Origin of the sequence: Psychrobacter sp. BI730 (assembly GCF_013414195.1) — a bacterium.
Taxonomy (GTDB): domain Bacteria; phylum Pseudomonadota; class Gammaproteobacteria; order Pseudomonadales; family Moraxellaceae; genus Psychrobacter.
Genome location: NZ_JAATTV010000002.1, coordinates 95819 through 107901 on the forward strand (window position 1 = coordinate 95819; position 12083 = coordinate 107901).

A 12083-nucleotide genomic window follows, 5' to 3' on the forward strand; every position below is an offset into this window, starting at 1 on the left:
GACTATCGGAAAACATAAAAGCCGCGAGCAAGGTGCGTCGCGGCCTTTGTATTTCATTATCGTTTGGCTATGATATAAGTGAACATAAAACCCAGTCACTTAATACCAGTCTGTCATGACATATTACTGCGCGTGACGTGCTAGGTTAGACAGTTTTGGGTTGGCATTTGGGTTTTTACGTAGTAATAATGCCATACGACCAATAGAATGAACCAAAGATGCATTAGCCGCTTTAGCAAGTTCAGCGCCAACGATGTCACGCTCTTCTTTCGTGCCAGCAGGCAATTTCACTTTGATAAGCTCATGATCTGTTAGCGCGCGATCGATTTCTTCAGTAATGGTTGGGGTAATACCTTTGTTGCCGATCATAACGATAGGCTTTAGCTCGTGACCGATGCCTTTTAGACGTTTGATAGTAGCGTTATCGAGTTGCATAGAATTCCTAAGTGTTGGTAAAAATAAAAATGGTACTGTCAAAAACAGTTATTGATCATTATAGATAATCTGTGACCATCTTGCATGAGATCAGCAGGATTTTGCACGATTTTACGTGACGAAAATGTTAAACTGAATGTTTGGTACATTATAAACGCTACTGCCTTATAAAACAGTTATTTAACCAATAGAATTTGGTCAGTTTGCAACCAACCATGAATAAAGATTTGATAAACACCGTATTTAGAATAGTCCGCAATTGATTAATATCAGTTTGTAAGTGATAGAGCAATTAAAGCAGCTAGATTTAGTAAAGCAATAGGAGCAGGTATTTTGGCCACGCGTATCGAAAACAAAAAACTATCAAAGAGCAGCAGTGCTTGGATGAAAGAGCATATTGACGATCATTATGTGCAAAAAGCTCAGAAAGATGGCTACCGTGCCCGTGCCGCTTATAAATTATTAGAGATTAATGAAAAAACCAATCTAATCAAAAAAGGTATGACGGTCGTCGATTTGGGCAGTGCGCCTGGTAGCTGGTCACAAGTCGCTGGTCGGTTAGTAGGTGATGATGGTATCTTGATTGCCTCTGATATTTTGGCGATGGATACTTTGCCTGATGTGACCTTCATTCAGGGTGATTTTCGTGAAGCTGAAGTGTTTGACGCCATTATGGCAGAAGTGGGTGATAGACAAGTCGATGTCGTATTGTCTGACATGGCACCCAATACCGCTGGGAACAGTGCTATCGATCAGCCACGTATGATGTACTTATGTGAGCTGGCTGTAGACTTCGCGCTTGCAACCTTACCAGAAGGTGGCGCACTTATTATGAAAGTGTTTCAAGGCGAGGGTACACAAGAATTACGCAAGCAGATGCAGCAGGATTTTAGTAAGATTCGTAGTATAAAGCCAGGTGCGTCACGACCACGCTCAAAAGAGATGTTTTGGATAGCAATTAAATAGTTTTAACATCAATAGGTTGCTGCTCTTGTAAGCGAGAGGGTAAACCACCATAAAGTGTTATTATCGCGATATAAAAGCTGCGTCAATTGTTAAATGAATAATCGTGAAACCTGCTTGAATTATGCGGGTTAGCACCACATATCATGGTATATTACCTTTGTTTTTAGCATACGTTTTAGGCAAAGTCGTCTGATAATAAGTGTTTTACAAGCTCAATGATCGTATATCTATGTTTATCTCATACTGATTATTTATAAAAACAATTTTTATGCTACCTATAAATCATATAAGTTTAATTTAGCAGCTTTTTATTATCAGGATATTCGTTAAAAATGAGCAATACGTTTATAGACGTCACGTGTTTAATAAACACACCAATAAGTAAGGGATGGGAATAACTAGTGAGCGACATGGTAAAAAATACCTTATTGTGGCTGGTGGTAATCGGCGTTTTGGTGCTGGTGTTTAGCGGCTTTGATCAATCCTCTGAGCCGGATAACCTTAACTACTCTGAGTTTGTGACAGCAGTGTCAGAAAACCAAGTAGCCAGTGTCGAGATCGACGGCGAACAGATCACCGGCGAAAAGAAAAATGGCTCATCTTTTGAGACCATTAGACCAGCTGTGTCAGATGACCAGCTCATGCCAATGCTACGTGAGAACCAAGTCGAAGTTCAAGGAACTGCACCGAAGCGCCAAAGCGTATTAATGCAATTACTGATAGCCAGCTTCCCAATTCTATTGATTATTGGTCTGTTCTTATTCTTTATGCGTAACATGCAGGGCGGCGCTGGCGGTAAAGGCGGCGGCCCAATGAGCTTTGGTAAATCGAAAGCAAAAATGCTAACTGAAGATCAAATCAACGTTAACTTCGAAGATGTGGCTGGTTGTGAAGAAGCCAAAGAAGAAGTCGTTGAAGTGGTTGAGTTCTTACGTGATCCAGACAAATTTACCAAACTGGGTGCAACGATTCCTCGTGGTATCTTGATGGTAGGTCCTCCAGGTACGGGTAAAACCTTGCTAGCGAGAGCTATTGCTGGTGAAGCTAAAGTGCCGTTCTTCTCAATTTCAGGTTCTGATTTTGTTGAGATGTTTGTCGGTGTTGGTGCATCACGTGTCCGTGATATGTTCGAACAAGCAAAGAAAAGTGCGCCTTGTATCATCTTTATTGATGAGATTGATGCAGTTGGTCGTCATCGTGGTTCCGGTATGGGCGGCGGTAATGATGAACGCGAGCAGACATTGAACCAATTATTGGTTGAGATGGATGGTTTTGAAGGTAATGAAGGCGTTATCGTCATTGCCGCAACTAACCGTGCTGACGTGCTTGATAAAGCATTATTGCGTCCAGGTCGTTTTGACCGTCAGGTACAAGTAGGCTTGCCGGATATCAAAGGCCGTGAACAAATCCTAAAAGTTCATTTGAAGAAACTGCCAAACACGATTAGTGTAGACGCAAGTTCTCTTGCTCGTGGTACACCTGGATTCAGTGGTGCACAGCTTGCTAACCTTGTAAACGAAGCTGCATTGTTCGCCGCGCGTCGTAACAAGACCAGCGTCGATATGAATGACTTTGAAGATGCAAAAGATAAGCTGTATATGGGACCTGAGCGCAAGTCCATGGTGATACGCGAAGAAGAGCGCCGTGCAACTGCGTATCACGAAGCGGGTCATGCGTTAGTAGCTGAGCTATTGCCAGGTACAGATCCGGTGCATAAGGTTACTATTATGCCGCGTGGCTTTGCCCTTGGTGTCACTTGGCAGTTGCCCGAGCATGATCAGACCAGTATGTATAAGTCGAAAATGCTGAGCGACATTGCTATTTTGTTCGGTGGTCGTATTGCTGAAGAAGTGTTTATCAATCAAATGTCAACGGGTGCTTCGAACGACTTTGAACGAGCTACTAAAATGGCACGTGCAATGGTCACAAAGTACGGTATGTCTGATGCACTTGGTATCATGGTGTACGAAGATGACGACAACTCGCAAGGATATTTCGGCGGTGGTGGACGTACGATTTCAGAAGCCACGCAGCAGAAGGTCGATGAAGAAGTGCGTCGTATGCTAGAAGAGCAGTATGATATCGCTCGTGAGTTGATTGAAGCTAATCAGGATAAGATGCATGCAATGGTTGATGCGCTTATGAACTGGGAAACTATTGATCGTGACCAGCTGCAAGATATCTTAGCAGGTGAAGAACCGCGTCCACCAAGAGTTTATCAGCATAACGAAGTAAACTTGTCGAAAAACGACGTTAAAACAACTGGTGCTACTCCGCCACCATTACCGGCGATGTAAGTGCTAGCGTATTCATGTTTTATAGAAAGCCCTTTATGATAAAGGGCTTTTTTATTGTCATCATTTTATGAAGGGTTTAGAACCCTATAAGATTTACTGGTATCATAAGCATAGATAACGATAAATAGGGCGTATTGAACATTCACAAATAGGCACTGCTAATCGCTAAAACTGTTCCAGAAAGGCATAAAGTGACGGTAATGCTCCAGCCTTAAATAGGTTTGCAACGTACTGCTTGTATGGATTTGGGGGCAGTTTTAGGCTCAGCTCTAATATCAACAGAAGAAAACAGGACTCTTTTTTGCCATTTCATTGTTAAAAATACACGCTTAGAATGACTAAACTTACTATTTTTAACGTCGAACTGTCTAAAAAATAGTCTCTGTCAGTGCCATGGTCGAATGTTCAATACGCCCTAAAGCTGCATTATAAATTTTACTTGTGATGGATTATTCATGTCATTATTCCAACTTTTACCCAACTATCAAGTGTCTAGTCGCGATAAAACTTTAGATTTGTCGCAGCCCCATATCATGGGCATTTTAAACGTAACGCCAGATTCATTTTCAGACGGTGGGCAGTTTAACGCAGTAGATAAAGCCGTTGCGCACTGTCAGCAGATGATAAATGAAGGCGCTACTATTATCGATATCGGTGGTGAATCTACTCGTCCAAATGCGCAAACTGTGGCGACTGATGATGAGATACAACGAGTTGTGCCAGTGGTTCGAGCCATCCGTAAGTATTGTGGTGATGCTATTTGGTTATCGATTGATACTAGCAGCCCTGAAGTCATGCAGGCAGCATTTAATGAAGGTGCTGACATTTGGAATGATGTACGAGCACTAAAACGTACGGGTGCGGCAGAGCTGGCGGCTGAGCTTAATATACCTGTTATGCTAATGCATATGCGCGGTGAGCCAACGACAATGAATAATTTGGCGCAATATGACGATGTGATCGATGAAGTGCGTACAGAGCTGATTGACCGTATTAACGAAGTAGTTAGCATCGGCGTCAAACGAAGCAATATTATTATCGACCCAGGTTTTGGTTTTGCTAAGAACTATGAGCATCACTGCGCATTATTAAGTCAGCTGAGCAGCTTACAGACATTAGAGCTGCCGATAATGTTTGGCATTTCTCGCAAGCGTTTCTTGGCAGACGTATTGACCAAAAGTGGAGCTGAAGCTGTGAGTACGACGCAAGCGGTAGAGCGTGATTCGGCAGGAACGGCAGCTGGGCTATTTGCCTTACAACAAGGCGCAAGTATCATTCGTACGCATAATGTGGCGATGATGCAGCAAGCAGTGGCCTTATGGAGTCAACTGTCAGCATATCGTTGTTAATGTCGCTTTATATATGCAGATGAGCAATAATATTTTTAGCCTATAAATGTTCTATACGCTATGCTTAACATCTATTTCTAAACTATCTAAACCCACAAGACTATCCAATTTAATAAGAGTAAATTTATGACTAGTACCACTCAGCCAGAACCAACCAATGAACAGCGCCGTATCATTTATCAAGCTCGCCGCGGATTAAAAGAATTGGATTTTTATATTGATCCTTATGTCAAAGAGCTGTATCTGACAGCAGATGCTACTGAGCAAGCAACATTTGCAGAAATGCTCACTCATGAAGACCCAGACTTGCTAGACTATTTTACCAATCAAAATCGTCCAGAAGAGGACGACATCTGGGCATTGGTCAATAAGATAAAAACATGGCGCCATACCAAAGACTTGGTTTAGGTCTTAAGGAACGGGTCAGCACAATATCTAACGTTTCCCATGGTACGCTTATATGACGCTAGTAACCTCGCTACGTATTGATACAGCTATCAAGCCTGCCAGTTATTTACGCGCGCTGCTGTATGTAGGCTTGACTGGCGTTATGATGATATTGGCATGGTTTCCATCTTTGACTTTGTGGCAGTATTTACTAATCTTAATAGTCTCGACAGCGGTCGCAAGTTATCTGATTATATCGAGACCAATCCTATTACATATTAGTCAGCCATCGCTCAGTCAGCGTGTCGATAGAGAATGGCAGTTACTGATACGAACGGGACGCGGCGATGAGTTATGGCAAGCAGAGTTAATCGATATAAATCGCTATCAGTGGGCGATGAGTATCGAGTTCAATATCGTTGAACCTTATCAAAGAACGTTTTCGACTACTATATTTCGCGACCAAGTAAATTACGAGCAATGGCGACAGTTAAATATTTTAGCGAATATCAGTAAGGGTAATGCTAGATAACTGAGTATTTATGGAGCTTAAGTTTTTCCTTTTACGATGAGAAAACTCTACACGTCATAACAAAATAGCTATCTCAAAGGACAAAGAGGTTTGTTATATTAAAATCTGTTATATTAAAAATAGAAAATAAAACTCATAAGTCTGCTGTCCTGTTATTAAAGAACATGTAGACAGATATGATGTTTCATAAATTTTCAGCAGCATTTTTGTAGTAAACAATACGATAAAAAGAGGAATAGATAATGAGCTTATTAGGGAATTTAGTGAGCCAAGTGGCACGTAGTGCAATGAATCCAGACGACGCTCAACGCAATCCAGTTAACCAACGTACTGAAACACGGCAGACTGGCGGACTCGGTGATATTTTAGGTAGTGTGCTGGGCGGTGGCAGTCAGGCAGGTGGTTATAGCCCTCAACAAAATAGCCGTCAAGCAGATAATGGTTTTGGCTTAGATGACATCGTTGGGGGTCTCACGGGCGGTAGTCAGCGCAGCGGTATGAGTTCAGGTGCTGGCGGACTAGGTGATATTTTAGGTAGTGTATTAGGCGGTCAGCGAACTAATAGTGGGTTTGGTGGTAAAGGTATGCTCGTTGCTGCATTGATGCCCATGGTACTTAGCTGGATCAAACGTAATGGCGGCTTGAGCGGTGCATTGTCGAAAATCACTGGTATGGGCTATGAAGGTCAAGCACGCTCTTGGATGAGTAATAACGAAGCAAACGATAATTTAGATCCAAATGAAATTAACCGTTTGTTTGACGAAAATGAAATTCAGCAAGTGGCCGCTCATACTGGTGCTAATGAAACTGAGGTAAGACAGGGACTTGCTGAGCTGTTACCTGAGGTAATGAATCAGCTAACCCCTAATGGTAATCTGGATAATGAGTCTGAAGCCAATGAAGAGATAGATCAAATCATTAGCCAGCTATCTAGCCGTCTTGGTAATTTTAAGTAGTTTTTTATAAAAATCACTATTTACAGAATTAGTCATATCGATGAAAACACAATAGAAAATGGTCCATCAATAGATGGGCTATTTTTTTATTAATTAAAAGTAAATATCGTATCTAACAAATTTTTATTATTTATTAAATTTATAATCTAAATGTATATGTTAAAAATAGTAAACAATAACGTAAGGATTCTATAAGTCCTATAAAATAGCTAAGACAAGCACTCAGGTTGTATAGTTAAGTCTTTATAAAATCGATACAGCCCATATCATGAAACAGTTTAGGTAGATTATTCTCCATCCACCCTTGGCGTAGAAACTTAGCCTGTGCCCATTTTTTCTCGATAGGGTTTAGATTAGGGCTGTACGGCGGCAGCCAAAGAATACGATGGCCATGTCTGTTGAGTAGTTTTTGGATACGTCTGCTTTTATGAAACCGAGCGTTATCCATGACAATCACGCACTTGGTTTTAAGACTTGGAATAAGTGTGAACTTACACCAGTCATAAAATATATTGCTATTGATATTTGTCTCAACGTAATCAAGTGCAAACAGCATTTTTTCATAGAGAGCTCCGATGACATTCGTACGCTTTTTTGCTTGCCAGTTGTAGCTATCGATACAGGGTTTACCTATCGGTGCATAGCCATGAGAACGAATGGTTTCAGCCTCAAAGCCGCTTTCATCCATATAGACAATGGGGTAGCCTTGCTGCGTAAAGCGATCAAGCCTACTCTGGAATATCGCTCTTTTTATCGGACACGCTTTTGGATGTTCCAAGGTCTTTTTTTTGACTGATACCAAGACGCTTTAAAGCATTAAAGATGCCCGTTTTACTACAGTTCAAGCGACGAGCTCTTTCATAGTTATAATCATCTGGGTATCTTTTTACGTCTTCAATCAATGCGTCATCAGGTATTTTAGTCGGTGCTTTATTTCTGGTTGTTTTAGGCGCTAATTTCTTCTGCCAGCTGTGAATGGTGCTGGTGCTAAGTCCATAAAATAGCGCAGCTTCTCGTATGGTCATACCATCAGTGATGCTAGAAAGTACCTGTTTGCGATAGTCTATTGAATAAGTCATCGTTTATTTCATTAAATGCAATTGTTAATAGGGTTGTATCGGTTTTATTTGGATTAGACTATAGCTATAGCTTTATCGTCTTAAAAGAATTGAATTAAAGGTACAATCTTTTAATCGCCTAATGATTTCATAAGGGTTATTACTTATGCCATTCAAGCCCGTTCAAGCAGCTGTTGCTATTTTAGTCGGTTTATTAATTTGGTTTGTTATCCCAGTACCGACGGGTGTCACACCAGAAGCGTGGCATATGTTAGCACTATTCATCGCGACTATTGTTGCCATCATAGGTAAGGTACTGCCCATTGGTGCCATTGCTATTATTGCTGTGACTCTAGTGGCACTGACCGGTGTCACAAATGATAATCCGAAGCAAGCCATTAGCGATGCATTATCAAGCTATTCAAGCCCTCTGATTTGGCTCATCGGTATTGCAGTTATGATATCGCGTGGATTGATAAAGACAGGTTTAGGTCGACGTATTGCTTATTATTTCATTTCTATTTTTGGTAAAAAAACTATTGGCGTGGCTTATTCCTTGGCCGCTGCTGAGCTAATGGTCGCACCTATTACCCCTTCTAATACGGCACGTGGTGGCGGTATTATTCATCCTATTATGAAATCCATTGCGCAGAGCTTTCACTCGACACCAGAAGAGGGTACTCAAAACAAAATTGGGCGCTACTTAGCGATGGTGAATTACCACGCTAATCCTATTACTTCTGGTATGTTTATCACTGCTACGGCTCCCAACCCTTTAGTTGTCGAGCTGGTGAATAAAGCCACAGGTGGTGATATTCAGTTATCATGGACAACGTGGGCAGTAGCCATGTTTATACCCGGGATGCTTTGTTTAATCGTCATGCCATTGATCATTTATATGATTTATCCTCCTGATGTTAAAGCAACGCCTGATGCCAAAAACTTTGCAAAAGATAATTTGACAGAGATGGGTCAAATCACTATTCACGAAAAAATAATGTTAGGTGTATTTGCTCTTATGTTAGTACTGTGGGCGAATATTCCTGCGTTGATTTTGGGTGAACAATATAGTGTTGATGCTACTACCACGGCCTTTATTGGCTTGACGACACTGATATTGACTGGTGTGCTGACTTGGGATGACATTCTCAAAGAGAAGTCTGCATGGGATACTATCGTTTGGTTTGGTGCCCTGATTATGATGGCAGCTTATCTAAACAAACTTGGTCTAATTAGCTGGTTCGCAGGCAATATTGAGTCTCTCATTGGAACAACTGGGGTAGGTTGGGTAGGTGCAGCAACTATTTTGACCTTAGTTTATTTATACATACATTATTTCTTTGCTAGTACCACCGCTCATATTACCGCACTATTTGCAGCATTCTATGCAGTTGGCCTGACGTTAGGGGCACCGCCGATGTTATATGCGCTAATCTTGGCCGCAGCGGGTAATATCATGATGACGCTTACGCATTATGCGACTGGTACTGCTCCTGTAATTTTTAACTCTGGTTATGTGACGTTAAAAGAGTGGTGGGCCATTGGGGCGATTATGAGCGTGGTTAATTTAGTCATTTGGTTAGGTGCTGGCCTCATTTGGTGGAAAGTACTCGGTTATTACTAAATTTAAAAAGCATTCGCTAAAAGCGTGCATCTAATGTTTCTAATGTATAGTTGAGCGCAGCAAAGCAGATATCGGTGTTAAACCCTCTATATTGCAAAAATCGTAACTGCTTAGCTTTTTCTTTTTGCTCAACTGGTATGTCATTACCGTATTTTTTAGTACGTGCTATCACCGCCAGTTTTAGCCAATCTACACCATCGACTAAGTTGTCTACATCATCATCTACAAACTCACTAAATTCATCAGACTCAGTATTTGCCATATCGATTAGCTCATCGATGTTACCTGGCATAGCAATCTTCTTACGATAGAATTCTTGTTTGATCCGACCACGTCCGCGGCCTTTACGAATATTCTCACGTATCAGCATTAGGGTAGTGCGGTAGTCACTTTGATAACCTTTTTCTTCGAACTCATCGAGCAGTGCATCAATTTTTTCTGAGTCTTGTTCTTTGTCGATCAGCTTTTGCTTTAGCTCAGCCTTACCGTATTCACGGCGTGATAAATAATAAAATGCGAGCCAACGCAATCGACTTTCAGCTTTGATCGCATCGATTTCTGCTTGTTTTTGTTCAGGGGTTCGTAAGTAGGCTTTGAGCGCGGCTGGTATGTTATCGTTTTGGCTGTCTGTTTCACTATCATTGATAGCAAAAAGCTCAGCTTCATTTTCTGAGTTTTTGGATAGCGGCTCAGTGCTACGACCATTGTCTGTTGCTAAGCTGTTGTCAATTTCGTCATTATGAATGTCGAGTTTAACTTCTGCTAGCATCTCTTTAATGGTTTGTGCTTCAGGTGGTTGATATGTAGGGGCGTCACTAGGCTCAGCGGTAAAATTGGCCGCTGGATGAAAACGCTTTTTACGTTTTTTAGATTTAGAAGTTTTCTTTGACTTAGGAGAGGAGTCTTCAAAGAACGCTGTATCAATAGTAGCGTCATTCGTGACTGAATCATCTTTACTTGAACGAATAGCCCGTTTACTAGGTTTCTCTCGTTTTTTAGGCTCTTTCGTATGAGAATCTTTGGACTGTTTTTTTGGTTTATTATCAACAGAACTAGCTGAGTCGGGTGCCGACTCAGCTAGAATTTCAGCTAAGGTTTTAATTTTCATAATGAATCATAGTGACTGACAACGGTTAATCGTTAAACCATTATTGTACAGGTTCAGAAGCCTGTTCTGCATCTTCAGTTTCGTCGGCTTTACTATTTTTTTTCGTACCAAGCTTTTCGTCACGTATCTTGTCTTCGATTTCTTGAGCAATGGCAGGATTCTCTTTTAAGAAAAGCACAGAGTTGGCTTTACCTTGACCAATTTTTTCGTCGCCATAGCTGTACCAAGATCCTGCTTTACCAACCGCTCCAATCTCAACGCCTAAATCAATGACTTCGGCTAAGTGGTTAGTACCTTCACCGTAAGTGATTTCGAACTCAGCTTGGCGGAAAGGTGGTGCCATTTTATTTTTGATAACTTTAACACGGGTCTGGTTACCAATGATTTCATCACCATTTTTGACCGCACCAATGCGGCGGATATCCATACGTACAGAAGCGTAGAATTTCAGCGCGTTACCACCAGTTGTGGTCTCAGGGCTACCGAACATAACACCAATTTTCATACGGATTTGGTTAATAAACACCACCATACAGTTAGAGCGTTTGGCGTTACCAGTGATTTTACGTAGGGCTTGGCTCATCAGACGTGCTTGCAGACCCATGTGCGAGTCACCCATTTCGCCTTCAATCTCAGCTCGTGGCGTCAACGCAGCTACTGAGTCAATCACGATCATATCGATCGCGCCTGAGCGTACCAACATATCGGTGATTTCAAGTGCTTGCTCGCCATTGTCAGGCTGCGAGAGCAATAAGTCATCAGTGTTTACTCCAAGCTTGCGTGCATAAACAGGGTCGAGCGCATGCTCGGCATCTATAAAGGCACAGGTACCGCCTTGCTTTTGACATTCTGCAATAGCTTGCAGGGTCATCGTCGTCTTACCTGAACTTTCTGGACCGTAAATTTCAACGATACGGCCTTTTGGTAGACCACCAATACCAAGCGCAATGTCTAATCCTAGAGAGCCTGTAGAGACCACATCGACATCCATAATGGCCGAGTCATCGCCTAGATGCATGATGGTGTTTTTACCAAATTGCTTTTCGATTTGACCTAATGCCGCTTTGAGGGCTTTGGCTTTATTGTCGTCCATATTGGATTCCTTGTTTTCGGTAGTTAAGTTGATGCTATAAATAAAATATTGGTACTGTTAAAACCTTTGGCAAACGCATACTGACTGTTATGAAGTCGGCAATTATTGTTTGGCTGTTTTATCAAAAAATAGGTTGTCACGTGACTGGTATAGGTAGTAGTATCGAAGGTATCGTTCTACTATACAGTAAAATTAAATAGTGAGAGAAGTAAAAATAAGTCCGTAACACACTGTCGTTATCGTTGTTTTTAAGTCAGACTTGGCGTGCTCATTACTTG

The 12083-nt window shown here is 41.5% G+C and carries 12 protein-coding genes; 7 read left to right on the forward strand and 5 right to left on the reverse strand.

The window, feature by feature from the left end; translation table 11 throughout:
- Positions 1 to 123: 123 nt before the first annotated feature.
- The gene (locus tag HCZ91_RS01565) at positions 124 to 435 is read right to left on the reverse strand and encodes a YhbY family RNA-binding protein (protein WP_057761426.1); all 312 of its coding nucleotides are present in this window, start codon (positions 433 to 435) and stop codon (positions 124 to 126) included.
- 333 nt (positions 436 to 768) lie between these two features.
- Between HCZ91_RS01565 and HCZ91_RS01570 the strand changes: the two genes are divergently transcribed.
- The 6 genes from HCZ91_RS01570 (at position 769) to HCZ91_RS01595 (ending at position 6922) form a co-directional block, all read left to right on the forward strand.
- The gene (locus HCZ91_RS01570) at positions 769 to 1401 is read left to right on the forward strand and encodes an SAM-dependent methyltransferase (RefSeq protein ID WP_057761424.1); all 633 of its coding nucleotides are present in this window, start codon (positions 769 to 771) and stop codon (positions 1399 to 1401) included.
- A 401-nt stretch (positions 1402 to 1802) separates the two neighbouring features.
- Positions 1803 to 3698 carry an ATP-dependent zinc metalloprotease FtsH gene (gene ftsH / locus HCZ91_RS01575; RefSeq protein WP_057761422.1) on the forward strand — a complete coding sequence of 632 codons (1896 nt, stop codon included), beginning with the start codon at positions 1803 to 1805 and terminating at the stop codon, positions 3696 to 3698.
- A 455-nt stretch (positions 3699 to 4153) separates the two neighbouring features.
- Positions 4154 to 5047 carry a dihydropteroate synthase gene (gene folP / locus HCZ91_RS01580; RefSeq protein ID WP_179797610.1) on the forward strand — a complete coding sequence of 298 codons (894 nt, stop codon included), beginning with the start codon at positions 4154 to 4156 and terminating at the stop codon, positions 5045 to 5047.
- Positions 5048 to 5173: 126 nt separating this feature from the next.
- Positions 5174 to 5455: a succinate dehydrogenase assembly factor 2 gene (locus HCZ91_RS01585; RefSeq protein ID WP_057761419.1), complete on the forward strand. Its 282-nt coding sequence runs from the start codon at positions 5174 to 5176 to the stop codon at positions 5453 to 5455.
- A gap of 52 nt (positions 5456 to 5507) precedes the next feature.
- Positions 5508 to 5966, forward strand: a complete 459-nt coding sequence (locus HCZ91_RS01590; protein ID WP_179797612.1) for a hypothetical protein — start codon at positions 5508 to 5510, stop codon at positions 5964 to 5966.
- Between the two features lie 242 nt (positions 5967 to 6208).
- Positions 6209 to 6922, forward strand: a complete 714-nt coding sequence (locus HCZ91_RS01595) for a YidB family protein (RefSeq protein ID WP_179797614.1) — start codon at positions 6209 to 6211, stop codon at positions 6920 to 6922.
- A gap of 235 nt (positions 6923 to 7157) precedes the next feature.
- Here HCZ91_RS01595 and HCZ91_RS13885 read toward each other — a convergent pair whose 3' ends face one another.
- Both HCZ91_RS13885 and HCZ91_RS13890 read right to left on the reverse strand, forming a co-directional pair.
- Positions 7158 to 7700, reverse strand: coding sequence for an IS630 family transposase (locus HCZ91_RS13885; RefSeq protein ID WP_257019934.1), 543 nt, complete (start codon positions 7698 to 7700; stop codon positions 7158 to 7160).
- Complete coding sequence (locus HCZ91_RS13890; protein ID WP_101204408.1) at positions 7651 to 8001, reverse strand: IS630 transposase-related protein; 351 nt, start codon at positions 7999 to 8001, stop codon at positions 7651 to 7653. Before HCZ91_RS13890 ends, HCZ91_RS13885 begins: the two co-directional genes overlap by 50 nt.
- A gap of 145 nt (positions 8002 to 8146) precedes the next feature.
- On the opposite strand from HCZ91_RS13890, the gene HCZ91_RS01605 reads away from it, so the two are divergent.
- On the forward strand, positions 8147 to 9604 hold the full coding sequence (locus HCZ91_RS01605; protein ID WP_179797616.1) for an anion permease: 1458 nt from the start codon (positions 8147 to 8149) through the stop codon (positions 9602 to 9604).
- Between the two features lie 16 nt (positions 9605 to 9620).
- Here the strand turns inward: HCZ91_RS01605 and HCZ91_RS01610 are convergent, their stop codons facing one another.
- Positions 9621 to 10712, reverse strand: a complete 1092-nt coding sequence (locus HCZ91_RS01610; protein ID WP_179797618.1) for a regulatory protein RecX — start codon at positions 10710 to 10712, stop codon at positions 9621 to 9623.
- A gap of 40 nt (positions 10713 to 10752) precedes the next feature.
- Positions 10753 to 11805: a recombinase RecA gene (recA, locus tag HCZ91_RS01615; protein ID WP_179797620.1), complete on the reverse strand. Its 1053-nt coding sequence runs from the start codon at positions 11803 to 11805 to the stop codon at positions 10753 to 10755.
- Positions 11806 to 12083 lie beyond the last annotated feature (278 nt).